The 23,773-nt window shown below is 65.1% G+C and carries 26 protein-coding genes; 13 read left to right on the top strand and 13 right to left on the bottom strand.

The features are described 5' to 3' along the window. Nucleotides 1-24: 24 nt before the first annotated feature. Nucleotides 25-750 carry an SDR family oxidoreductase gene (locus JQ616_RS33640; protein ID WP_212022315.1) on the bottom strand — a complete coding sequence of 242 codons (726 nt, stop codon included), beginning with the start codon at nt 748-750 and terminating at the stop codon, nt 25-27. Between the two features lie 19 nt (nt 751-769). After that, a complete protein-coding gene (locus JQ616_RS33635; protein WP_212022313.1) occupies nt 770-1,660 on the bottom strand; it encodes an SDR family oxidoreductase in 891 nt (296 codons plus the stop codon). Nucleotides 1,661-1,752: 92 nt separating this feature from the next. Between JQ616_RS33635 and JQ616_RS33630 the strand changes: the two genes are divergently transcribed. Together JQ616_RS33630 and JQ616_RS33625 are read left to right on the top strand one after the other, a co-directional pair. Further along, nucleotides 1,753-2,601, top strand: coding sequence for a helix-turn-helix transcriptional regulator (locus JQ616_RS33630; RefSeq protein WP_212022311.1), 849 nt, complete (start codon nt 1,753-1,755; stop codon nt 2,599-2,601). A gap of 305 nt (nt 2,602-2,906) precedes the next feature. Continuing rightward, nucleotides 2,907-3,728, top strand: coding sequence for a phosphatase PAP2 family protein (locus JQ616_RS33625; protein WP_212022310.1), 822 nt, complete (start codon nt 2,907-2,909; stop codon nt 3,726-3,728). Here JQ616_RS33625 and JQ616_RS33620 read toward each other — a convergent pair. Both JQ616_RS33620 and JQ616_RS33615 read right to left on the bottom strand, forming a co-directional pair. After that, a complete protein-coding gene (locus tag JQ616_RS33620) occupies nt 3,725-4,510 on the bottom strand; it encodes an ABC transporter permease (RefSeq protein WP_212022308.1) in 786 nt (261 codons plus the stop codon). The two genes, JQ616_RS33625 and JQ616_RS33620, sit on opposite strands and share 4 nt — an antisense overlap. Continuing rightward, complete coding sequence (locus JQ616_RS33615; RefSeq protein ID WP_212022306.1) at nt 4,510-5,325, bottom strand: ABC transporter ATP-binding protein; 816 nt, start codon at nt 5,323-5,325, stop codon at nt 4,510-4,512. Before JQ616_RS33615 ends, JQ616_RS33620 begins: the two co-directional genes overlap by 1 nt. Nucleotides 5,326-5,527: 202 nt before the next feature. Here JQ616_RS33615 and JQ616_RS33610 point away from each other — a divergent pair, with 202 nt between their 5' ends. Continuing rightward, complete coding sequence (locus JQ616_RS33610) at nt 5,528-6,451, top strand: ketopantoate reductase family protein (protein WP_212022304.1); 924 nt, start codon at nt 5,528-5,530, stop codon at nt 6,449-6,451. On the opposite strand, the gene JQ616_RS33605 is transcribed toward JQ616_RS33610, so the two are convergent. Next, the gene (locus JQ616_RS33605; RefSeq protein ID WP_212022296.1) at nt 6,427-7,224 is read right to left on the bottom strand and encodes an IclR family transcriptional regulator; all 798 of its coding nucleotides are present in this window, start codon (nt 7,222-7,224) and stop codon (nt 6,427-6,429) included. The genes JQ616_RS33610 and JQ616_RS33605 overlap by 25 nt on opposite strands. A 129-nt stretch (nt 7,225-7,353) precedes the next feature. Here JQ616_RS33605 and JQ616_RS33600 point away from each other — a divergent pair, with 129 nt between their 5' ends. From JQ616_RS33600 to JQ616_RS33570, 7 genes are read left to right on the top strand one after another with little or no spacing between them, the layout of a single operon-like run. Next, nucleotides 7,354-8,592 (top strand): ABC transporter substrate-binding protein, encoded by a 1,239-nt coding sequence (locus tag JQ616_RS33600; RefSeq protein ID WP_212022428.1) that lies wholly within the window; start codon nt 7,354-7,356, stop codon nt 8,590-8,592. 56 nt (nt 8,593-8,648) lie between these two features. Continuing rightward, a complete protein-coding gene (locus tag JQ616_RS33595; protein ID WP_212022294.1) occupies nt 8,649-9,998 on the top strand; it encodes an aromatic ring-hydroxylating oxygenase subunit alpha in 1,350 nt (449 codons plus the stop codon). Beyond that, nucleotides 9,995-10,801: an SDR family NAD(P)-dependent oxidoreductase gene (locus JQ616_RS33590; protein WP_212022292.1), complete on the top strand. Its 807-nt coding sequence runs from the start codon at nt 9,995-9,997 to the stop codon at nt 10,799-10,801. Before JQ616_RS33595 ends, JQ616_RS33590 begins: the two co-directional genes overlap by 4 nt. 30 nt (nt 10,802-10,831) lie before the next feature. Next, nucleotides 10,832-11,434 carry a 3-phenylpropionate/cinnamic acid dioxygenase subunit beta gene (locus JQ616_RS33585; protein WP_212022290.1) on the top strand — a complete coding sequence of 201 codons (603 nt, stop codon included), beginning with the start codon at nt 10,832-10,834 and terminating at the stop codon, nt 11,432-11,434. Nucleotides 11,435-11,449: 15 nt separating this feature from the next. Next, nucleotides 11,450-11,644, top strand: a complete 195-nt coding sequence (locus tag JQ616_RS33580; protein WP_249137580.1) for a hypothetical protein — start codon at nt 11,450-11,452, stop codon at nt 11,642-11,644. A gap of 23 nt (nt 11,645-11,667) precedes the next feature. Next, a complete protein-coding gene (locus tag JQ616_RS33575; protein ID WP_212022288.1) occupies nt 11,668-12,063 on the top strand; it encodes a hypothetical protein in 396 nt (131 codons plus the stop codon). Between the two features lie 15 nt (nt 12,064-12,078). After that, nucleotides 12,079-13,278 carry an FAD-dependent monooxygenase gene (locus JQ616_RS33570; protein WP_212022286.1) on the top strand — a complete coding sequence of 400 codons (1,200 nt, stop codon included), beginning with the start codon at nt 12,079-12,081 and terminating at the stop codon, nt 13,276-13,278. A 33-nt stretch (nt 13,279-13,311) separates the two neighbouring features. Here the strand turns inward: JQ616_RS33570 and JQ616_RS33565 are convergent, their stop codons facing one another. From JQ616_RS33565 to JQ616_RS33550, 4 genes are all read right to left on the bottom strand, one after another. Further along, nucleotides 13,312-13,572, bottom strand: coding sequence for a DUF3551 domain-containing protein (locus JQ616_RS33565; protein ID WP_212022284.1), 261 nt, complete (start codon nt 13,570-13,572; stop codon nt 13,312-13,314). Between the two features lie 118 nt (nt 13,573-13,690). Beyond that, nucleotides 13,691-13,963, bottom strand: coding sequence for a DUF3551 domain-containing protein (locus JQ616_RS33560; RefSeq protein WP_212022282.1), 273 nt, complete (start codon nt 13,961-13,963; stop codon nt 13,691-13,693). A 35-nt stretch (nt 13,964-13,998) separates the two neighbouring features. Continuing rightward, nucleotides 13,999-14,709: a hypothetical protein gene (locus JQ616_RS33555; RefSeq protein ID WP_249137579.1), complete on the bottom strand. Its 711-nt coding sequence runs from the start codon at nt 14,707-14,709 to the stop codon at nt 13,999-14,001. A 125-nt stretch (nt 14,710-14,834) separates the two neighbouring features. Further along, on the bottom strand, nt 14,835-15,671 hold the full coding sequence (locus JQ616_RS33550) for a metal-dependent phosphohydrolase (RefSeq protein ID WP_212022280.1): 837 nt from the start codon (nt 15,669-15,671) through the stop codon (nt 14,835-14,837). A 230-nt stretch (nt 15,672-15,901) separates the two neighbouring features. On the opposite strand from JQ616_RS33550, the gene JQ616_RS33545 reads away from it, so the two are divergent. The 3 genes from JQ616_RS33545 (at nt 15,902) to JQ616_RS33535 (ending at nt 18,618) form a co-directional block, all read left to right on the top strand. Beyond that, nucleotides 15,902-16,117, top strand: a complete 216-nt coding sequence (locus JQ616_RS33545; protein ID WP_212022271.1) for a hypothetical protein — start codon at nt 15,902-15,904, stop codon at nt 16,115-16,117. A 156-nt stretch (nt 16,118-16,273) separates the two neighbouring features. Then, complete coding sequence (locus tag JQ616_RS33540) at nt 16,274-17,062, top strand: ATP-binding cassette domain-containing protein (RefSeq protein ID WP_212022269.1); 789 nt, start codon at nt 16,274-16,276, stop codon at nt 17,060-17,062. Continuing rightward, entirely contained in the window at nt 17,059-18,618 is a 1,560-nt protein-coding gene (locus JQ616_RS33535) for an ABC transporter permease/substrate-binding protein (protein ID WP_212022267.1), read from the top strand. The genes JQ616_RS33540 and JQ616_RS33535 overlap by 4 nt, the downstream gene beginning before the upstream one ends. A gap of 13 nt (nt 18,619-18,631) precedes the next feature. Here JQ616_RS33535 and JQ616_RS33530 read toward each other — a convergent pair whose 3' ends face one another. From JQ616_RS33530 to JQ616_RS33515, 4 genes are all read right to left on the bottom strand, one after another. Then, nucleotides 18,632-19,594 (bottom strand): ABC transporter permease, encoded by a 963-nt coding sequence (locus JQ616_RS33530; RefSeq protein WP_212022266.1) that lies wholly within the window; start codon nt 19,592-19,594, stop codon nt 18,632-18,634. Beyond that, on the bottom strand, nt 19,584-20,570 hold the full coding sequence (locus JQ616_RS33525) for an ABC transporter ATP-binding protein (protein ID WP_212022264.1): 987 nt from the start codon (nt 20,568-20,570) through the stop codon (nt 19,584-19,586). Before JQ616_RS33525 ends, JQ616_RS33530 begins: the two co-directional genes overlap by 11 nt. After that, nucleotides 20,567-21,745, bottom strand: a complete 1,179-nt coding sequence (locus JQ616_RS33520) for a COG1470 family protein (protein ID WP_212022262.1) — start codon at nt 21,743-21,745, stop codon at nt 20,567-20,569. The genes JQ616_RS33525 and JQ616_RS33520 overlap by 4 nt, the downstream gene beginning before the upstream one ends. Nucleotides 21,746-21,921: 176 nt before the next feature. Beyond that, nucleotides 21,922-23,634, bottom strand: coding sequence for a sulfatase-like hydrolase/transferase (locus JQ616_RS33515; RefSeq protein ID WP_212022260.1), 1,713 nt, complete (start codon nt 23,632-23,634; stop codon nt 21,922-21,924). Nucleotides 23,635-23,773: the final 139 nt, after the last annotated feature.

The raw sequence follows: 23,773 nt of genomic DNA, 5'->3' as shown, positions 1-23,773 counted from the left end.
CCCTACAATCTTGAGCCTGCGATCTCACACCAACAGCCCACCGCCATCCACCGCAAGCGTCTGCCCGGTGACGTAGCTGTTCAGCATCAGATAGAGGTAGGCCGTGGCCGCCTCACCCGGCGATGCGGCGCGCGGCAGCGGCAAGCCTGCCACATAGCCACGCACCCGCTCCTCCGGCATCTGCGTGACGCGCTCGGTCAGAATGAGCCCCGGGCACACGGCATTGACGCGGACCGGCGCAAGATCGACGGCAAGGCCACGAGCCAGGCTCTCCATGGCCCCCGCCGCGGCAGTCACGAACGGCATCGCCTTCTGCGGACGATGCGCCAGCATGCCGCCGGTCAGGATGATCGATCCGTTCGCAGCGATCATTCGGCTGCCGTACTTGACCGCCGCGAGCGAGCCCCAGAAGCGAAGTGCGAGAGCCTTCCGCGCGACAGCGAGGTCGAGATCGCGCGTCGCACCGAACGCCGGCAGGCCCTGATCGCCTGCCGTGATCGCGAGGTGATCGAAGCTGCCGACCTGGTCGAAGAAGCGCGACACATCGGCTTCGTCGCGCAGGTCGACGGTGATGCCGGAGGATCCCGGCAGCCGCGTAACCGCTGCATCGACATTTGCGGAATTGCTGGAGGCAATCACCACCTCCGCGCCCCGCTCCTGCGCGAGCGCGGCCACGGCGAAGCCGATCCCCGACGATCCCCCGATTGCGATCACGCGCTTGCCGGCGAGCGACATCATGGAGTCTGTCATGACCCGTGCTCCGGCGCGCTTAAGCGAAATAAGCAGGATGGTCGATGTCAGCGAGCAGCCCGGCCTGCTGCGGCTGCCAGTCGAGCCGCGACCGCGTTCGGGCGCTCGAGGTCGGCACGTCGAAGGCGACGAACCTGCCGAACATGCCGAAATGCTCGGCCGCCTCCTCCGGCGATTTCGACACCAGCGGAACGTTGAGCCGGCGCGCAATGACCTCGGCGATCGCCTTGAACGGCACGCCCTCATCGGCCACCGCATGGAACGGGCCGCCTTCGACGCCGCGCTCGAGCGCAAGCCGATAGACGCGTGCCGCGTCGAGGCAATGCACGCCGGGCCAGCGATTCTGTCCCTCGCCGATATAGGCCGAGATGCCCTTCTCGCGCGCAAAAGCCACGAGGCGCGGCACGAAGCCATGATCGCCGTGACCATGCACCGAGGGCGGCAGCCGCACGACGGCGGCACGCACGCCGCGCGATGCGACCGCCATCGTCGTCGCTTCGGACGCACGCGGATAAGCCTCGGAGACGGGAATCGGCGGATCCTCTTCGGTCGCGACGCGCCCCTGTGCCACCCGTGCGACGCCCGAGGTGGTGATCAGCGGACGCTTCGAGCCTTCGAGCACGCTACCCAGCGTCTCGATCGCGCGCCGGTCGTCCGCGCAGTTCTGCGCAAACCTCGAAAAGTCGTGGTTGAACGCGCAGTGGATGACGGCATCCGCCTGCGCGGCGCCGCTCTTCAAGCTGTCGAGATCTTCCAGCGTTCCGTAATGAACCTCGGCGCCGACGGCAGCGAGCGCTTCCGCGCCCTTTTCGGATCGGGTCATGCCGAGCACCTGATGGCCTGCGGCAATCAGATCGTCAGTGACGGCCGAGCCGACCCAGCCGGTGGCTCCAGTGACAAACACGCGCATCAGCAGTCTCCAAGGTTTCGTTGCAGACAAATCTGGGGCATTGCGCTATCGTGGTAAAGTAGTAACATTATCATGGTATAATGGCTAACAGGATGAGCGAACCGCCCGTGCAAGAGAACCTGCTCGGCACTTACCTGAAGGACCGCCGCAGCAAGCTCGATCCGGCGACGTTCGGCTTTCCGCCGGAGCGGCGCCGCACGCCGGGCCTGCGCCGCGAGGAAGTGGCACAGCGCGCCAACATCTCGGCGACCTGGTACACGTGGCTCGAACAAGGTCGCGGCGGCGCGCCGTCGGCCGACGTGCTCGACCGCATCGCGCGGGCGCTGATGCTGACCGAGGTCGAGCGCGAGCATCTGTTCCTGCTCGGCCTCGGCCGCGCGCCCGAGGTACGCTACCAGAAAAGCGAAGGCGTGACGCCGCGGCTGCAACGCGTGCTCGACGCGCTGGAGCCGCACCCTGCTGTGATCAGGACCGCGATATGGGATGTCGTCGCCTGGAACCGGGCGGCGACGGTGATGCTGACGGACTACGGCTCGCTGCCGCCGCGCGAGCGCAACGTGCTCCGCTTCATGTTCCTCGATCAGCGCGTCCGCGCCGCGCAACACGACTGGGCCAACGTGGCGCGCTTCGTGGTCGGCGCGTTCAGGGTGGACGCGGCGCGCGCTGGAGCCGCCGCCGAGGTGCAGCCCTTTGTCGAAGAGCTCTGCCGGCTGAGCCCGGAATTTGCGGCGCTGTGGCGCGACAACGACGTGCGCACCCATGGCGAGGGCGTCAAGCAGCTCCGGCATCCGATCCTGGGCCCGGTCAAGTTCGAATATTCGGCGTTCGCGGTCGACGGCCGCTCCGACCTCAGCATGATCGTCTACAATCCGATCGACCCCGGTGTGACGGAAAAGATCCGTGGGCTGATGAACGCGGCGGCGGCGGCCAATCGCAGTTGATGATGACGATTTCCATCATCATGCGACCTTTTCGCGTAGCAATGAACCGTTAACCATCGCCCGACTGCCTTTCGTGCGATCATTCCCGCGCCGAATGCCGACCATGGCATCGCCGAACGCGACGTGCGCGACATTCTCCGCATTTTTAACAAATGAGGGTATGCAACTTTAAGGCGCGAATGCGATGAAATTGTCGCAGAGCGGGGTAAGAAAGAATGACCAATCAAGTCATCGAGACACGGGCCCTGTGGCTCGTCATCGCCATCATCGCCGTGATCGACCTGGTGTGGCTCCGCGCGTCTGGAATGTCGGTCGCGCTCGATCCCGTGAAAGCGATCTTGTTCTGCGCGGCTGCGTTGCTCGCCTTCATCTACATCAATGTCAGGCCGGATCAACGCATTGCCGAGCTGGCGACCGCATGCGCCCAACTGATCGCCTTTACCGCTGTCGGCGCTGTCCTCAGCTATCTGACCGTCACCTCGAATTTCCCGCTCGCCGATCGTCAGTTCGCCGCGGTTGACGCCGCGCTGCATCTGAACTGGCTGGCCTATTTCGACTGGGTCGAGACCCATCCCGCGGTAAAACGTGTTCTCGCCCTCGCCTACAACAGCTGCATGGCTCAGATCGCAGTTCTGCTGATCCTGCTGAGTGCGACTGGCCGGTTCGAACGGATGCAGGAGTTCGTCTGGCTGTTCGTGATGTCGCTCGTCGTCATCATCCCGATCGCGTGGATCGTCCCCGCCGCCAACGCCTGGGTCCATTTCGACGTCGTGGCGCGCGTCGACGCGAACGACGCATCCATCCTCGCCGATTTCAACGCCCTTCGCGCCGGCGAGATGAGGCAGATCGCACTGGCCGACGTGAAGGGCCTGATCAGCTTTCCATCCTTCCATACGGCGCTGGCAGTCATCCTGACGTACGCAAGCCGAGGCGTGAAGCCGCTGTTCCCGGTCTTCCTTGTCCTGAACCTGCTGATGATCGCCGCGACGCCGAACATGGGCGGTCACTATTTCATCGATGTCGTCGCGGGCGCAGCCGTGGTACTCGGCCTGGTGGTCTTGCGCCGGTCCTCATGGCGGGCGCTGTTCGCACGCTGGACTGTCGCGCCGTCATACGAAATCGGCTAGTCCCGCGCCGCCGCCGTCGGCCGCCACACCAGCAGCCGCTTCTCCACCATCGTCACGCCCATGTCGATCAGGATGACGAAGGCCGACAGCACGAACATGCCGGCGAACACGCCGGCGACGTCGAACACGCCTTCGGCCTGCTGGATCAGGTAGCCGAGACCTGCGGCGGAGCCAAGATACTCACCGACCACAGCGCCGACCACTGCAAAGCCGACCGAGGTATGCAGCGAGGAGAACATCCAGGACAGCGCCGACGGCCAGTAGACGTGGCGCATCAACTGCCGCTCGTTCATGCCGAGCATGCGGCCATTGTCGAGCACCGTGGTCGGCACCTCCTTGACGCCCTGGTAGACGTTGAAGAACACGATGAAGAACACCAGCGTCACGCCAAGCGCGACCTTGGACCAGACGCCGAGCCCGAACCACAGCGCGAAGATCGGCGCCAGCACCACGCGCGGCAGCGCGTTGACCATCTTCACATAAGGATCGAACACCGCGGCGACGCGCGGCTGCCGCGCGAACCAGAAGCCGACCAGGATGCCGCCGGCCGATCCGATCACGAAAGCGAGGATCGATTCCCACAGCGTGATCGCAAGGTGCTTCCAGATCACCCCGGTCGAGAACCATTTGACAATCTGGCTGAAGACATCGACCGGGTTGGAGAAGAAGAACGGCGGCAGCAGCACCTTGCCGAACACCGGCACGGAGGAAAAGACCTGCCACAAGGCCAGCGTGACGACGGCGACCAGAATCTGAAGAGAGAGCAGCGTGATGCGCGACATCAGGCGGCCCCTGCCTGCGTCGACTGGACGTAGCCCTTCATCACCTCGTCCTTCAGCACGCCCCAGATCTCGCGGTGCAAGGCATGGAAGTCCTTCTCCATCCTGATCTCGGCGATGTCGCGCGGCCGCGGCAGCGTGATGCGCCAGTCGCCGATGATGCGCGCGGACGGACCGGCCGACATGATCACGACACGGTCGGCCAGCGCGATCGCCTCCTCGAGATCATGGGTGACGAACAGCACCGCCTTGCGGTCGGCGGTCCACAATTCCAGCAACAGATTACCCATGATCTGCCGGGTCTGGGCATCAAGCGGACCGAACGGCTCGTCCATCAAGAGGATCTTCGGATCGCGGATCAGGACTTGCGCGAGCGCAACACGCTTGCGCTGGCCGCCCGACAGCATGTGCGGATAGCGATTGGCGAAGGCGCCGAGCCCGACCGATGTCAGCCATTTTTGCGCGCGTGCGAGCGCCTCGGTGCGCGGCGTCCCCCTGATCTCGAGCCCGATCGCGACATTGTCGATCGCGGTCTTCCACGGAAACAGCGCATCGGCCTGGAACAGGTAGCCGGCGTCGCGGTTGAGGCCGCCGAGCGGCTTGTCAAAGATCCGCGCAGATCCGGCGGCGGGTTTCAACAGCCCCGCGATGACGTTGAGCAGCGTCGACTTTCCGCATCCGGTCGGGCCGACAATGGCGACGAACTCGCCATGCGCGACCGCAAGATTGGCCTGCTCCACCGCGGTATAGACCCGTCCATCCGCCAACCGAAACGCCACCGTCGCATTGTCAAGCGCGACCGCCGTCGGCTCCGTCATCCCCACCGCACTGCCTCCCGAACTTTGCAGGATGGCTTAGCGGTTCGGAACGGCAAGTTCAACGGAGGAAGATGGCGCAGACAGCCAAGGCTGCGGTCACGCAGTTTTCAGCGCAGCCGGGTTGCGCACTGCGCAACCGGGGTTGCGAATTGGCGCGACATCGTCGAGGCTGCCGGCCAAATTGCAGGACCAGGAGACAATCATGCGGATCGCAGTAGTGGGCGCGGGCGGCGTCGGCGGTGGCTTCGGTGCGGCGCTCGCGCATGCCGGAGCCGATGTCACCTTTATCGCGCGCGGCGCCCATCTCGCCGCGATGCGCAGCGAGGGGCTGAAGGTCCAGGGCGGCCGCGGCGAAAGCCATCTGGTCCCGACCCAGGCAACCGACGATCCCGCCAGCGTCGGCGCGGTCGATATCGTGCTGTTCTGCGTCAAGCTGTGGGACGTCGAAAGCGCCGGCGTGCACATCAAGCCGATGGTCGATCCCGACACCGCGGTGATCCCGCTGCAAAACGGCATCGACGCGCCTGACCGGTTGATCCCGATTTTGGGACGCAACGCCGTGATGGGTGGCGTGGCGCAGATCTCCGCCTCGATCATCAAGCCCGGCGTGATCAACCAGGTCGGCACCTTCATGCGCATGATCTTCGGCGAGCTCGACGGCCGCATCACGCCGCGCGGCAAGGCGCTGCTCGAGCTCTGCCTGAAGGCCGGCTTCGATGCCACGCTGAGCGAGCAGATCAACACCGAGCTGTGGATGAAGTTCGTCGGCCTCGCCACCAACGCTGGCATGACCGCGGTCACGCGACAGCCGATCGGCGGGCTGCGCGACGATCCCGATTTGCGCCCGTTGTTCGTCTCGGCCTGCAAGGAGACCATCGCCGTCGCCCACGCCGGCGGCATCAAGCTGCCGCCGGATGCGCTTGAGAAGGTGCTCGCCTTCATCGGGCACGCGCCGCCGGCGATGAAGGCCTCGATGGCGCTCGATCTCGAGCGCGGCAACCGGCTCGAACTGCCCTGGCTGAACGGCAAGGTGGTCGAGCTCGGCCGCAAGCTCGGCGTTCCGACGCCGACGCACGATTTCCTCTATGCGGTGCTGAAGCCCTACGCGATGGGCGCGCCGTCCTGATATCCCAGCAGGACTGAAATCTGCCGGCCCGCCTCGCGCACCAGTTTGGAATATTCCAGCAGCTTCTTTTCGTCGATCCGCGCGCTTGGTCCATAGAGACCGACCGAACCGACGACGCTGCCGCGGTGATCGAAGCACGGCGCGGAGACCGCGACTGTGCCGGCGAAAATCTCGCTGTGGCTGGTCGCATAGCCGTTGCGCCGGGCAAATGCCAGGTCTTCCTCCAGCCGCGCACGGTCGGCGCTCTTCGCAATGGTAGCAAGCAGTTCGGCCTGCCGCGCCGGCTCCGCGAAGGCCAGCATCGCCTTGCCGGTCGAACCCCGGGTCAGGCTCAAGCTGTCGCCGACGCCGCGGCTGATCGAGAGCACATGACGGCTCTCGCATTCGAGGATGCAAATGCCGCGATCCTCCTGCATGCGGAACAGCGCGGCGGTCTCGCCGGTCGCCTCGCGCAGGCCTTCGACAACCGGGCGCGCAACCGCCACGACCTCGAGTCCCTTCAGCCAGACATGGGACAGCTTCATCACGCCGTGCGACAGCCGGAAGCGCTGCGGGTCGCCTTCGGCCTGGATCAGGTCGCGCTGCGCCAGCGTCTGCAACAGACGATAGAGCGTCGGTCGGCTCAGCCCGACCCGCTTCTGGATCTCGATCACGCTCATCGCCGGGTGCTCGGGCGTGAAGCATTGCAGGATCGCGATCGCACGATCGACCGCGCGCACCCCTGAGACCCCCTGCTCCGCGTCCTGAACTTCCGCCTTCGGTTTCTTCGTCATCCGTCCACATCCGCAAATTCGGCGGGGCGCACTGCATCCAGCGCGCTTGACCAACCGGCTCGCCCGGATACTATCTCAAATAATGAGAACGATGTCCACCAGATGGACATACGAAAAACGACGGGAGGATTGGAATTGCTACAGACACACGCCTCGCGCAGGTCGGCCGCCGCCGCGGCGATCGCCATACTGATGCTCGCGACGCCGCTGGCGCACGCCACGCCCGACGGTTCAGGCATCTCGGACGGCGTGGTGCGGATTGCGGTCCTCGGCGATTACGGCAGCGGCCGCGATCTCGGCGGGCCGGGCTCGGTGACCGCCGCCAAGCTCGCCGCCGAGGATTTTCACAACAAGGTGCTGGGCAAGCCGATCGAGATCATCTCGGCGGATCACCAGAACAAGCCCGACGTCGCGGTCGGGATCGCGCGGCAATGGTTCGATGTCGACCATGTCGACGCGGTGACCGATCTCGCGGTGAGCTCGGTCGGCCTTGCGGTTGCCGGACTTGCCACGCAGAGCAACCGGACCGCGCTGGTCTCAGGCGCAGCGACCTCCGACCTCACCGGCGACAAATGCTCGCCCGTCATCACGCATTGGGCCGACGACACCTACGCGCTGTCGGCCGGCCTGGTCGGCGAGCTGAGCCGCCGCGTTGGCAAGGAATGGTTCTTCGTCGCGGTCGACTATTCGTTCGGCACCGCGATGGTGAAGGATGCCTCGCGCGCGGTGACCGATAACGGCGGCAAGGTGATCGGCGCGGTGCGCTATCCCTTCAACACCACCGACTTCTCATCCTTCCTGCTGGCGGCGCAAAACTCCGGCGCCAAGGTGGTGGCGCTGGCCGGTACCGGCGCCGACACCGTCAACGCGGTGAAGCAGACCCACGAATTCGGCCTGCAACAGGGCGGGCAGACCATCGTCGGCATGCTGACCTTCATCTCCGACGTTCATTCGATCGGCCTGCGCGACGCGCAGGGCATGTACATCGCCTCCCAATATTATTGGGATGACGACGACGGCACCCGCGCCTTCGCCAAGCGCTTCATCGAGATCGAGAAGCGCGAGCCGACCAAATTACAGGCCGCGACCTACGCCGCCGTGCGCCATTATCTGAAGGCGATCGAGGCCGGCGGCAGCGACGAGGCCAAGGCCGTCAATGCCGAGATGCGCAAGCTGCCGGTCGATTTCTTCGGCCGCCCCGCGCACATCCGCAAAGATGGCCGCGTCGTCTACGACCTCTCGCTCTACCGCGTGAAGAAGCCGGAGGAGAGCAAATATCCCTGGGACTACTACCAGAAGATCGCGGTCATTCCCGGCGACAAGGCGTTCCGCCCCGAGGGGACGGGCGGCTGCAAGCTCGACAAATAGGACGCACCATCATTCGCCGCGACGCACGGTCGCGCATACGAGATAAGGAGGAGCCGATGCCGCTTCGCAACGATTTCGATCAGCTTGTTGACGTCAAGGGTGGCTTCATCAGCCGCGAGATCTTCGTCGATGCCGATATCTACCGGCAGGAGCTCGACAAGGTCTTCACCCGCGCCTGGCTGCTGGTCGGCCACGAAAGCCTGGTGCCCAATCCCGGCGACTTCTACACCTCGCGGATGGGCGAGGAATCCGTGATCCTCTGCCGCGACAAGAAGGGCGAGATCCACGTCTTCCTGAATTCGTGCCGGCATCGCGGCATGAAGGTGTGCCGCTACGAGCAGGGCAACACCTCGTTGTTCACGTGTCCGTATCACAGCTGGACCTACACCACCGACGGCAAGCTGCAGGGCGTTCCGCTGCACCGGACGCTCTATGACGGAGTGCTCGACCGTGAGGCCAACTCGCTGGTCTCGGTGGCCAAGCTCTGCAACTACAAAGGCTCGATCTGGGCGACCTGGGACAAGAATGCGCCCGACTTCATCACCTATCTGGGCGATGCCAAGATCCATCTCGACCAGGCGCTCGACTGCCGCGACGGCCGCGAGGGCGGCTCGGAGGTGATCGGCGTCCACAAATGGGTGTTCCCCGCCAACTGGAAATTCGCCGCCGAGAATTTCCTCGGCGACACCTATCACAATCCGAGCCATCGTTCGGTCGATTTGATCGGCATCGGCCCGAGCGCCGCCGCCGGCAAGAAGGGCCGCCGCGACGACGAGCTGGAGAAGGCGCAGCACGTCTGGATCAGCTTTCCGGAAGGCCATGGCGTGCACAGCGCGATCCAGCCGGAAGCCAACGAATACATCGAGTCCTTCCTCGACAACCCGATCCTCGAACAATACTTCCGGCACTGCTTCGAGGAACGCAAGCGGCGGCTCGGCGAAGGCGCACGGCTGCTGCCGTTCGTCGGCACGATCTTCCCCAACACCTCCTATCACGGCCGCCAGCCGCGCGGACTGTGCGCCTGGCATCCGCACAGCCCGACCTCGACCGAGGGCTGGCGATTCTTCCTGGTCGACAAGGACGCGCCGAAGGAGGCCAAGGAATATCTGCGCCGTTACTACATGCGCTACTCCGGCCCCGCAGGGATGACCGAGCAGGACGACATGGAGAACTGGCTCTATGCGACCGCGGCAAGCACCGGCACGGTCGCGCGGCGCTACCCCTTCAACTACCAGCAGTCGATGGGCGCCTACGTCACCGACCATCCGCTCGGCGGCGATGTCAGCTTGCAGGTCACCGAGCAGATCGCGCGCGGCTTCTACCGCCGCTGGACCACCTACATGCAGGGCGGCGACTGGCACGAGCTGCTCGGATCGCCCGCAGGCAACCGGCAGGCCGCAGAATGAGCACGCTCCAAAAGACCGTCCTCGTCAGCGGGGGCACCTTCGGTATCGGCCGCGCGATCACGCTCGGCCTCGCGCGGCGCGGCCATGCGGTGGTCGCCTTCGGTCTCGAGGCGCCGCAGGTCTCGAGCATCGCGCAGCACGCCATTCCGGCTTTGCGAGATGAGCTCGAGCGCGAAGGCCTCTCGGCCGAACTGATGGAAGCCGACGTGTCGCAAGCGGGTGATGTCGCCAAGGTGGTCGCACACGCCATGACGCGGTTCGGCCGCATCGACGGCGTCGTCAACAATGCCGCGATCGGTCCGCTCGGTACCGTGCTCGACACCGACGAAGCGCTGTTCGATCGCATCATCGCCGTCAATCTGAAAGGCCCGTATCTGACCAGCCGCGCGGCGATCCCGCACATGATCGCGCAAGGCGGCGGCTCGATCGTCAACATCGGATCCGGCGCCGGCTGGGGCAAGCCGAACATGGCGGTGTACAGCGCGAGCAAGGGCGGCGTTGTCGCGCTGAGCGCGGCGATGGCCTACGACTTCTTCCACCAGCGCATCCGCGTCAACACCGTGATCCCCGGCGGCGGCGGCATCGTCAGCGGCATGAGCCTCGGCCGCGTCGGCGGTGATGCGGCACGCCTCGGCAAGAGCGCGCCGGGCACCGCCGCGGGCCGCGTCGCTGATGGCGACGACATCGCCAATGTGGTGGCCTTCCTGCTGTCACCGGATGCGGAAACGCTGTCCGGCACCGTGATCGATGTGGGCTGCTTCGCCCAGCAGGGCGGGCCGATCCCACCCAAGCCCGCACTCTGACAACCGTGATGCCTGATTAAGGAGAACCCGATGACGACGACCGTTCAGGATCAGGACAGACAACAGCAGGCTGCGCCAGCGACGAATGCCCCGATCGAGCGATCGGCGGCCTATTACCGGCTGAAGGCCGATGTCGAGGATTTCTACTACCACGAGGCCGATCTGCTCGACGACCGGCGCTTCCGCGACTGGCTCGAGCTGCTCACCGACGACATCAGCTATTTCATGCCGATCCGGCGCAATGTGAAGTTCGGCCAGCAGGCCGCACGCGAGAACACCAAGCGCGGCGAAGGCATCAGCTGGTTCGACGAGGACAAGTGGACCTTGACCAAGCGCGTCGAACAGATCCTGACCGGCGTGCACTATGCCGAGGAGCCGCTGTCGCGCATCACGCACATGGTCAGCAATGTGCAGATCAAGGGCGCGCGGCCGCAGATCGACGCGGCGCGCGAACTCGATGTCACCAGCCGCTTTCTCGTCTACCAGAACCGCGTCGAGTACGAGACTTACATCTTCGTCGGCCGCCGCAACGACACGCTGCGCTTGACCGACAACGGCTGGAAGATCGCGCGACGCGAGATATTGCTTGAGCAGAACATCCTGCTCGCCAAAAATCTCACCACGTTCTTCTGAGCCAGGTGTGGCGCGATGATTGACGTGATGGCGATCAAGGTCGGGACGCGGCTGAAACTCGAGGCCGGCATCGTGGCCGAGGTGGTGGAGAACATGGACGACGGCCAGTGGCTTCAGGTGCGTTATCTGGAGTGCCCTTCCCGGCCTGACGATGTCGGCACCGTCGAGCTATGCCACGCCCAGGACGTCATCAAGGTGCTCGGCGAGTAGTTACGGCCAACGGACAACGGATCATGCTGCGATTTGAATACATGCCGAGCGATTTCCATCCGCTGTTCCTGTTCCTCGGCGAAGCCGCTGATATCGCCGCGCTGGCCAGGCTGTTGCGGCGCTTTGCCGAGCACCCGCAAGCCATCGCGGTGGCGGAGCGGATTCCCGGCACCGTCTCGAGCAACCAGCTGGTGCTGGCACCCGCCGACGACGAATTCGGCATGCGCGATCTCGGCGGCCGGTTTGCCTGGAAGCTGACGGATTGGCAGGCGGAACGGATCGCCGAGCGTATCGAGCTTCTGACATCAGAGGATAACAAATCCGGCTCGGAAATCGTCGAGATCGGCAGCGAGGGCGAAATCCCGGTCAAGATCTCGCGCGGCGAGTTCACCGATGACTTCCTGGTTACGCGCAGATAACAGCGGACATATCGCGTGAATTCACAACACAAGCCAAAAGTCTTGATCGCCGGCGCCGGGATCGGCGGCCTCGTCGCGGGGCTGTCGCTGCTGCAACGGGGCATCGAGGTCGAGATCTTCGAACAGGCGTCCGAGTTGCGCGAGCTCGGCGCCGGCGTCCAGCTCAGCGCCAACGGCACAGGCGTGCTGATCGCGCTCGGCCTCGAGCAACAGATGCAGGCGATCGCCTGTGAGCCCTCGGGCAAGGAGATCCGGCTGTTCAGCACCGGGCGGACCTGGAAGCTGTTCGACCTCGGCGCCGCCTCGCGCGCGATCTATGGCGCCCCCTACTGGATGCTGCATCGTGGCGACCTTCACCGCGTGCTGGTCGACGCGTTCAATGCCCGGGCGCCGGGGCATCTGCATCTCGACAGCCGCTGCATCGGCTTTGACCAGGATAGCGACGGCATCTGGCTTCGGCTTGCCGGTGGTGAGCGGCGCCGCGGCGACATCGTGGTCGGTGCCGACGGGGTGCATTCTGAAAGTCGCCGGCAGATCGGCGGTGACGCCAAACCGTTCTTTTCGGGTGTGGCCGCCTGGCGCGGCCTGGTGCCGATGCAACGGCTACCGGCGGGCCTCAGGCGCGACGTCGGCACCAACTGGGTCGGCCCCGGCGGTCACGTCATCACCTATCCGGTTCGCCGCGGCGAATTGCTGAATTTCGTCGGCATCTTCGAGGGCGAGAGCTGGTCGGTCGAATCGTGGACCGAGCGCGGCACGCGCGAGGCCTGCAGCGCGGCCTTTGCCGGATGGAATCCGGACATCCACTGCATCATCGACAATCTCGATATTCCCTACAAATGGGCCCTGCTCGGCCGCCACCCGCTCGAGCGCTTCGCCATCGGGCGCGCCTGCGTGCTCGGCGACGCAGCGCACCCAACGCTGCCGTTCCTGGCGCAGGGCGCCAACATGGCGATCGAGGACGGCATGGTGCTGGCGCGCTGCCTCGAGCGCTTCCCGCCCGAGGAAGCGCTGCAGCGTTACCAGGCCGCGCGGCTGACGCGAACCAACACGATCGTGATGAAGTCGGCCGAGAACGCGAAACGCTTCCACAATCCCGCGCTCGCCGACGCCGAGGGCGCCGACGCCTATGTCTCGCGCGAATGGCAACCGGACCGGGTGCGCGAGCGCTATGATTGGCTGTTCACCTACGACGCCTTGCGTGTGCCGGTTTGATGGCCGCCATTTTGAGGCGCAGGCCGCCACGCGTCAGTGAGCGCGATGGCGGTGCACCCGGCGCTTCGGAGGGAGCGGCGGCGCGAAAAAGGGATTCACCGAGCACATCGCGGAGCGGCCTGACGCACTCATCTGGCACTGCGGGATCGAGGTGAAGCTGCAATCGATGTAGTTTCCGGCCCGGCCTTGAAAGACCTGCATGCACACCGGATAGTTCGGGTCATACGCCTGCCCGGCGGCAGGTCCGGTCAGGGTGACCGCAAATGCAGCGATCGCGAGCAGCTTCAGGCGCATCGGTCTCTCCTCGGCATTGCAAGGTTTCCTCACAACTGCTGGAGTTAGTCAACAGCAGGGCCGACGGGACCGCCATGCAGCCGATCACAGGCACGCGATGCGCCGTTGCGTGAACGGGCTAGCTGGCGGGCTGACGTTGTCTTTGCCCTCGCTCCCTGGGCGGCTTTTTCGGACCTTTGTAGAATGGATTGACCGAGCATGTCGCCGCGCGCCCCGAGGCCGTTGCCTGGCACTGCGGAAGCGAGGTGTAGCTGCAATCGATGTATTCCGGCGTCAGCCTGCCGCCATAGACCTCCAGGCACACCGGATAGTTCGGATCATACATCTGCGCGGCAGCAGGCCCGGCAATGCCGACACCGATCGCGGCGACGATGAAGAATGTCAAGCGCATCGCGGTCTCCTCGAGCCTGAACGCGGGCCACACGGCTATCGCTGTTCGTCGGCTGGCTTGCCGTCGCCTTCACCGAGACAACGGATCAAGAAGGCGGTCGTGTCCCGCGGCAGCACCTGCGCGGCGCGCGCCTTGAGGCGGCATTCGAGCTGCGCGATCTGGCGCGCCCGTAGCCGTTCGGACGGCAGCGCCGATTGCCGCAACCGGCGCAACGTCATCGGCGTTCCGTCCGACTCGAAGCTCAGCTCGTACTTCTTGCCGTTCTGGTCGGTAGCAGCGCAGGTGATGCTGGACACCTGCCGCGTGATGAAGCTGCCGATCTGACGGCAGGAGCCTGTCGACATCTCGACCAGCGGCACCGGCAGGCCGTCGACACGCGGGCGGTCACTCGACTTCAGCAACATGCGGTCGACCGAGAGCTCGAACAGATTGTCCTGGGTGCGCTCGCTGCTCTCGCCGGAGAACGAGACGATGTGGCTCTTGTCGGCAGGATCGTCGAGCACCACGGTGAATTCGGAACGGCCGCGCAGGGTGTGGAAATACGCGACCGCCTTGCAGGTATAGCTGCGGCCCGCAACGGTGACGTTGCGGCAGGTGCCGGACATCAGCGCGTACAGATCGACATCATAGACCGGACCGGCGGCACCCGCGAGCGCGGGCCAGCAGACGACGGCAGCCGCAATCAATTGAGCGAAACGGGAGATCATGCTGAAGCGGCGGAAAACGGGGTCAATCGGGAAGTCCATGGCCCAAGGTCGCTGATTTCCACGGACTGTGCAACGCCGAAGCAGGCCTAAATGTGGAGAGCCCGCAACCGAGCGGTGGATGCAGCACAGCCCGTGCTGAAAGGCCGCGGCGTCGGCGCCTTGCGTCAGATTTGCGGGCCGGACAAGGTCACTTCGCGCTCGGCGCGGAACACGTTGCTGTAGAGGTTGGCGATCCACTGGCGGCCGCTTGCCGTCATGTTCAAACAGTTGATGGCGCCCTGGATGTGCGGCGCAACCATGTTCCAGTAGAATTGCGGATAGCGATCGACGATATCGGCCGGCGATTCATAACCAAGCTGGCGGTTGATGCCGACTTCCTCGAACTCGTGATAGAGCGCGTTGGCCTTCCTGATGTAGTTGGGATCGCCGAGCTGCCCGATGAAATCGGCCGCCCGGACGATCGCCGCCTCATCGTCATATTGCTGGCCTTCGGGCGCCGGAAACCGCGTGCCCTCAATGTTGCGCGCGACGCGCTCGCGATCAAGCGGAAGCACGGCCTCGAGCCTGTCGAGCACATACAGCTTCGAGCGGTCGACATGGTACGGCATCAGGCCGGCATCCGACGAGCCGCGCGGCAGCACCACCTTGTTGCCGGCGGCATCAATGACGTAACCATCCGGTCCATCGCCTTTCAGCAGGCCGCGCACATAGCCGATATCGTGCGTCAGGCAGGCGATGATGGTGTGGGTGTAATCCTCCGCGGTGACGTGGGTGTGCAGCGCGCGACCGCGGATGATGTCGTGCCCGGCGAGCGTGACCAGCATCGTATGCTCGACATTGTGGTAGAGCGCATCGCTGTTGCCGATGCATTCCAGCGCGATCCGCGCGGCGGCCGGCAGCAGTTCGCCGAAGCGCGCCTGCGAAGCCCCGAAGGTGCGGCTGACATGGGTGGCGAAAAACTTCTCCAAAGCACCTGCCGCCAACTCAGGTAACGTCATCATCGATGCAGCCCCCGACCGCGCAACCTTCTTCGTTAGCCCCGATCTCACGCCGTAGTTGGGCAACGAGTATAGCGTATCTGCCGACGTGCGGCTACGCGCTGACGGGCGCGACGAATGGCTCCGGCGGTACTTTCCCGGTGTTGCGGGCGAACATGCCCGGGCCACTGATAGTGGCATGAACCGTGCATGATTCGACTCAGACCGGGTTAATTCTACGGATAAAGACCATCATGCTTGTTACGCTCGTTGCCATCCTCTGCAATGCTCAGCTCTGCATGGAAAAGGTCGTCACCAACAGCGACCAATCCGGCATCACCATGGGCGCCTGCGCTACGAATGCCCAAATCGGCATCGCAGACTGGCTCGCCAAGGGGCCGTATCACGAATGGCACCTGCAAAGTTATAAGTGCATCATGGGTAAATACGTCCCCAAGAACGAAGTGTGATGTGTGCTCACAGCCCCGAAAGGGGCTGATCCACTTCAAGGGTCCGATTGGAACAGCCTGCGAAACCACGTGATGCAGGCGCGTGCACCTCGAGTCAAAGTCCAATTTATGGGCTATCACTGTCGTTCACGATAGTGAGACTGAGGTCGCCCTGGAATGCCTGCAACGCCGCTGATTGCCTACGCGCATGTCGGCAAGAGCTTTAACAATGGTCGCGTGGTGGCGGTCGACGATGTCTCGCTTGACGTGGCCGCGGGCGAATTCCTGGCAATTGTCGGCGGCTCGGGCTCCGGCAAAACGACGCTGCTCAGGCTTGCCAACCGCCTGATCGAAGCCGACCGCGGCCGGATCTCCGTCGAGGGCGAAGATGTCAGCCGGATCGACCCCATCCTGCTGCGCCGCCGCATCGGCTATGTCTTCCAGAGCGGCGGGCTGTTTCCGCATCTCACCGTCGCCGGCAATATCGGCATCACGCCGAAGCTGCTCGGCTGGCCGCAAGCGGATATTGCGGCGCGCGTCGACGAACTGCTCGATCTCGTGCGGCTCGACCGCGCGCAATATCGCGACCGTCTCCCCCACGAGCTCTCCGGCGGCCAGCGTCAACGCGTCGGCGTCGCGCGTGCGCTGGCTGCGAAGCCGCGCATCGTGCTGATGGACGAGCCGTTCGGCGCGCTCGATCCACTCACCCGCGACGCGCTCGGCGACGACTATCGAACGCTGCACCGCGAGCTTGGCCTGACCACAATCATGATCACCCACGACATGACCGAGGCGTTGCTGCTGGCCGATCGCGTCGCCGTCATGCATGGCGGCCGGCTGCTGGCCCAGGGTACGCCGGCGGACCTCTCGGCCAGCACCGACGCCTATGTCGGCGAACTCATGCGCACACCGCGACGACAGGCGGAGCGCCTTGGCGCATTGCTGCCGCGGGACGGAACGGCATGAACCTGACCGCCGATCCACGCTGGAGCGAAGCGCTTTCCCATCTGCCTGACTATCTCGGCAGTCACGTGCGGGTCAGTGTGTCAGCGCTTGCGCTTGGGCTGCTGATCAGCCTGCCGCTCGCGATCGTCGCGCGCAACCGGCCGGTGCTGCGCACCGCCCTGCTCGGGCTCGCCAGCATCGTGCAGACCGTACCGGGTCTCGCGCTGCTCGCATTGTTCTATCCGCTGCTGTTGGCGCTCGCGGCTGTGACCGCGGCATGGCTCGGCTTCAGCTTCTCCGCCTTCGGCTTCCTGCCGGCGGTGCTGGCGCTCGCGCTCTATTCGATGCTGCCGGTGCTGCGCAACACCATCACCGGCCTTTCGGGCGTCGATCCCGCGGTACTGGAGGCCGCCGAGGGCGTCGGCATGACGCCGCGGCAATCGCTCACCATGGTCGAGCTGCCGCTGGCGCTGCCGGTGATGATGGCGGGAATCCGCACCGCCGCAGTGTGGGTGATCGGCACAGCGACACTGTCGACGCCGATCGGCCAGACCAGCCTCGGCAACTATATCTTCGCGGGGCTGCAGACCCAGAACTGGGTGTTCGTGCTGTTCGGCTGCTTCGCCGCCGCCGCGCTCGCGCTTGTCGTCGACCAGTTGCTGGCGTTGATCGAGAACGGCCTGCGCAATCGCAGTCGGATCCGGACGGCGCTCGGCGGGCTCGGCATTGCCGCCCTGATCGCGGCGACGCTGGTGCCCGCGCTCGCACGTCCGCATGCGCGCTACGTCGTCGGTGCCAAGACCTTCACCGAGCAATATGTGCTGTCGGCCCTGATCGCGCAGCGGCTGCAAGCGGCCGATCTGTCGGCCACAACCCGCGCCGGCCTCGGCTCCAACGTGATCTTCGACGCGCTCGCATCGGGCGATATCGACGTCTATGTCGACTATTCCGGCACGCTGTGGGCCAACCAGTTCCACCACACCGACATCAGGCCGCGTACCGAGCTGCTGAACGAGCTGAAAACGACGCTGGCCAAGCAGAACATCTCGCTGTTCGGCGAGCTCGGCTTCGAAAATGCCTATGCCCTGGTGATGCCGAGGAAGCGCGCCGATGAACTCGGCATCCATTCGATCGCCGACCTGGCATCGCGCGCCGCGACGATGTCGATCGCCGGCGACTATGAATTCTTCTCGCGGCCGGAATGGGCCGGCATCCAGAAGACCTACGGGCTGACATTCCGCGCCCAGCGCCAGATGCAGCCGGATTTCATGTATGCCGCGGTCGCCTCTGGCGAGGTCGACGTCATCGCGGGCTACACCAGCGACGGGCTGATCGCGAAATACGACCTCGTCGCGCTCGAGGACAACAGGCATGCCATCCCGCCCTACGACGCGATCGTGCTGCTGTCGCCGAAGCGGGGCGACGACGAGACCTTCAAGACGGCGCTGCGGCCGCTGCTCGGCAAGATCGACATCGCAGCGATGCGCGAGGCGAATCTGCGCGCATCGGGCAATGACGCATCGTCGTCGCCCGATGCCGTCGCGCGTTGGCTGTGGGAGAAGATCGGGCCGCGCTGAGCGGCCGTCTCACTTACGCCCTGACCTCCTGGCGCTGGAACAGGACGTAGCCCGCGACGAACAGCACGATCGTGCAGGCAATCAGCCCGACCGTCTGCGGCCAGGCGATCATCACGCTCTGCCCGAACGGCAGCGGGGCGCCCATCACCGCGCCGCGGATCTGGTCGAGAAACACCGGGCCGAGCGTGCGCGTGGTCGGCGACAACACCGCCAGCATCGCCTCGCCGAACAGATCGTTTGGCGAGAAGCGCTGCAACAGCTGGGTCCAGATCACGGTGCCCGGCGTATCGAGCCCAAGCGCGGCAAAGCGCGGATCGGGTGGCACGATGGCTTGCGCGATCGCCGGCGCCAGCATCGGCCACAGCACCGTCAGAAACAGCCAGACCCCGAGCGCGACCAATGCCGCGGTCGCCGGCGAGCGAAACACGATCGAGAGCAGCATCGCGAGCGACAGCCAGACCCCGGCATAGAAGACCGCGATGACCAGGAAGGCGAGCGAGCGGGCGATCTCCTCGCCGCCCGGCGGCACGCCGAGGAAGATCAGGCCGAGCCCGATCACCAGCAGCCACAGCGCGGTCAGGCTGATCGCGATCGTCGCGAGCCCGGCGAGATATTTGCCGAGCAGCAGCGCATCGCGGTAGATCGGCTGCGCCAGGATCCGCGACAGCGTGCGTCGGTTGTGTTCGCTGTTGATCAGATCGAAGCCGAGCCCGATCGCCATCAGCGGGATCAGGAACCCGAGGACGGCGACAAACGACGGCAGCGGCGCCTGGCTCACCGTGAACAGCCGCAGCAGCAGGAATGGATCCTCCGCGGTGTTCTGGCGCAGCGCGGTGATCGCCTCGTAGAGCGCCGCCATCGCGGTCAGCACGATCAGAAGCTCGAGCATCAGCATGCGGACGCTCGAAATGTTGTCCGACAGCTCCTTGACGAAGACCGCCCCGACCCCCTGGAATGCTGAACCTTCACGCCGCATCGCGCACGCCTCCTGATGGGGTGGCCTGGAAGTAATGGGCGTAGATCGCCTCGAGGCTCGGCTCGTCGACCGAGAGCCGCCGCAGCGCGCCGTTGGCCGCGACCACCGCGCGCGCGGCATCGGCCCGGACGTCGCGATCGGCGGTCATGCGGAAGCGGTCGTCGGCCAGCGTCTCGACATTGCCAACGCCCGGGATCGCCGCCAGCCGCCGCGCAATCCCGGCACCGTCGGCCTCGACCTCGACGACGAAGCCCGCGCCCAGCACCTGGACCGAGAGCTCGGCCACCGAGCCCATCATCGCGATCTTCCCGGCGCGAAACAGCGCGACGCGATCGCAGACCCGCTGCACCTGATCGAGCATGTGCGACGACAGCAGCACGGTGACGCCCTCGGCTTTCAGTTCCCTGATCAGGTCGAGGAATTCGATCGTCGCCTGCGGATCGAGACCCGAGGTCGGCTCGTCGAGGATCGCGATCTCGGCACGCTTGACGATGATCTCGGCAAGCCCGAGCCGCTGCCGCATGCCGCGCGAGAAGGTCGCAACCCGCTTCTCCGCGACGTCGAGCAGACGCACGCGGGTGAGTGCCGCCGCGATCCGCCGCGAGCGCTCGGCCATCGCGAGCCCCATCAGCTTGGCGGCGTAGGCGAGGTTCTCGACCGCGGTCAGATGGTCGTAGAAGCCGACGGCATCGGGCAGATAGCCGACCCGCCGCTTGACCTGCAATGGCTGCCGCGCCGGATCGAAGCCGAGCACGCTGACCCGGCCCGCCGAAATCTCGGTGAGGCCGAGCATCATCAGGATGGTCGTGGTCTTGCCGGCACCGTTCGGGCCGAGCAGCCCGAACACCTCGCCCTTGGCGATATCGAAGTTGATGGCGTCGACGACACTGGTCTTGCCGTAGCGCTTGGTGAGATCGCGCGCTGCGATGACGGCCGCCGGCCGCGTGGCAGCGCTATTGTTCTGCTGCTCGCTCATCGCCGTCCAAACCTCGCAACCGCACCCAACATGAGCAACAGCGCGACGCCGATCACGCCGGCGCCGGCCATGCCCCAGACGGTGGACGTGCTCACGGTGACGCGGAACTGGCTCGACGCCGTCTCGCCACGCGAAGTCGCACGCATCGCGAGCTGATAGTCGCCGGCGAGCGACTTGTCGCTCGGCGTCACCAATGCCTGCACCTCGGTGTCCTTGCCGGGCACCAGGCGCTCGATCTTGGCAGGCTGGAACGTGACCTTCCAGCCGCTCGGGGCGGTCGCGGCAAGCTCGATGTTGTCGGCCGGCGCGGTGCCGCTGTTGGTGACGACGACCGGGATCGTGCTCTGCTGGGCGGCGACGGCACGCGCGCTCAGCAGCCCGTCGCGACCGGAGAGCTGAAGCTGCGGCTGGCCGGCAACATCGAGCGCCACCTCGGTCTGCGCCGACGCATCCTCGGCATTGACCGTGACCTTGACCGGGAAATGCCCGGCATCGATCGCGCTCGGCGGCCGCACCTTGAGCTTGATGTCCTTGGACTGCCCGGCATCGATCGGGATCGACGACAATTCCTGCGTGCCATACGCCTCGGTGAACGAGGTCTCGAAGTTCTGCGGAGCCGCCGCCGCAAAGCTTGCCACCAGATTGCGGCCGCTGTCGTTCTTGATGGTGAGGGTATATTCGAAGTTCGATTTCGGGCTGCCGCGCAATTCGGGAAGCTTCGACGACACCGTCAGCTTTGCCGGCAATTCCTTGGCGAGCGCGACAACGATCGGCAACGTTGCCTCACTGCCCTGCCCTTCGGCTTTCACCGTCAAGGTCTGCTCGGCGAGCGACGCGTTCGCGGGCACGTCGAGCCGGAGTTGCAGCGGCACGCTGGAATCGGGCGCGGGCATCGCGGCTGCAACCGGCTGACCGCCGCCGAGCAAGGTCGCGGTCCAGCCGCTCGGCACGCCCTCGACCGAAAGCTTGTAGCGCTGCGGACCGAGATCGTAGTTCTGCAAGCGCAGCGAGATGTTGGAGGTGGTGCCGGGCCTGACGGTGACGGCCGGATAGTCCGTCATCATGTAGAGCCCCTTGATATCGTGGGGCGGCTCTGCGGCATGGACCGAGGAAATGGCGAGGGGAACAGCAAGTCCGAAGGTGGCGACAAGGCGCGCAACATCGAGCGCTCGCATGGGCAAACACTCCTGCAAGAAGGGCGGGATTGGTTGAGTTGACGCTGCGCGCTGATGAACATCGTGGCAGCGACGCGACCGATCATCGAGCTAATCGTGACGAAATCTCGGCGAGGCAATTACAAATGAGTAATGCTCGCGGTTTCGCGCGACGACCTTCGTCTAACGACGTTAGTCTAAAGTCCCTTGATCATCCCGGCGTCGATCAACAGGCGGTTGAAGCGGCGCGCTTCCGCGCCTTCCTTGCAGGAATAGAACGCGCCGTTGCAGCGAAGCATGATCGCCTTCTGCTCCTCGAATGACGGGTCGAGCGGAATGCCGGCGGCTTCCTGGATCACCAGCGGAAGATAAGCGGCGTCGATCGTGTCCATCACCGCCGGGCTCTTCACCGGTTCGAAGTTGATGGCATCGATCGCGTAATAAGTTGCGTAGTAGCGCGGATCGTAGTCCATCAGCTTCTTGCCGATGCCGGCCTCATCGAGCTCGGGATCGAGCAGCTGCGGCGAGAACTCCGGCTGATGATCGCCGTAGCGTACGATCAGGAACGGCTGCGCCGGAAACTTCTTCTTCAGCGCCGCGACGAAGCCGGCATAGTCGTTGGCGCTCATTGTCTGCCGGCGCAGATATTCGTCGACCGACGGCGTGTTGCCCGGCCGCTTCCATGACGGCAGCAGGTCTGGCCGGAACTTGGTCTCCCACGGGAAATGGTTGGCGGCGAGATAGACGAAGGTGAACAGCGGCGTGCCGGACGCCTTCTGCTCGGCCATCAGGTTCAGCGCTTTGTCGTAGAAGAAGCTGTCGGGCTCGACGTCCTTGGCATGCAGATCATGCGCGTCGTAGAAGTGCTGGATGCCGGTGGTCGTCTGGAAATTGCGCGCGCTCATGAAGGCGCCGAACGCCGGATAGAGCGACAGCGTGTCGTAGCCGCAGCGGCGCAGCGCCAGCGGCAGGCCGCGTTCGACCCGGCCCGATGCGATGCGGGTGACGAAATACGAGAACCGGCCGAACGAGCGCGAGGACAATCCCGCCAGCACGTTGTATTCGGTGAACCAGCTCGGCCCGCCATTGCTCTCGGCCAGGAATTTGCGCTCGATCCCATCATAGGATTTGAACTGGCTGCCATAGCCCGGCGGAACCTTGACGCCGGATGCGGCACGGATGTCGAAGCTCGATTCATCATGGATCATGATGATGTTCGGCCGCCGCCCGGCGGGATGGCAGGCATCGACCAGCGGTATCTTGAGCTGGTCGCTCACGCTCGGATCCGACTCCATGAAGCCATAGGCGACGAAGTCGGACACCGCGGTCACGCCGGAGCGCGCGAATTTAGACAGATAGCCGTCGTCGTAATAGCCGCGCCAGGCTTCATCCGGCCAGGCGAAGGCATAGCCCGAGAGTGCGGCGGTGCAGGCAAGGCAGGCGGCCGCGGCCGGCAGGCGGCGGATGCGGAACGGATCGAGCCACCACAGCGCGTACATCAGAGGCAGCGTGACGAGGCCGGCGCCGATGATCGACCAGCGCAGGCTCGGAAAGATCGTGAGCAGGAACGCCGCGGTGTCGCGATCGATCACCATCAGGTCGACGAAGTTCGCGGTCATCTGCACCACGTCGTGCTTGAAGCGCGAGAGCAGTACCAGCACCACGACCAGCGTCAGCGACAGCGCACCCGACAACGCCGGCCGGCGCAGCAGCGCGATGAACAGGAAGTTCAGGATTCCCCAGGTCAGCAGGAAGCAGAGTCGCGAGCCGAAATCGGTCTCGGTCCGCAGCATCAGGATCAGCGCGCCGAAATGCGGTGCGGCGACCGCCATCAGCCGCCAGATGCCGATCGCGGCGAGACCGCCGGCGAGCGCGGCAACCGAGGAGTTTTGCTGAGGCGCGGGCGCCATGGGCGGGACGCAATACTACCCGGCGCAATGCCACGGCCTGGACTGGCAACGGCCAGGAGGCACACGGCACAGCCGGTGTCTGCACCATGTCATAAAACCGTAATTGAATCGTCATGAACGTGCAATGAATTTGCCCGCG

Origin of the sequence: Bradyrhizobium tropiciagri, from assembly GCF_018130545.1 — a bacterium.
GTDB classification, from domain to species: Bacteria; Pseudomonadota; Alphaproteobacteria; order Rhizobiales; family Xanthobacteraceae; genus Bradyrhizobium; species Bradyrhizobium tropiciagri_A.
This window is presented reverse-complemented; position numbering and strand designations above follow the sequence as displayed.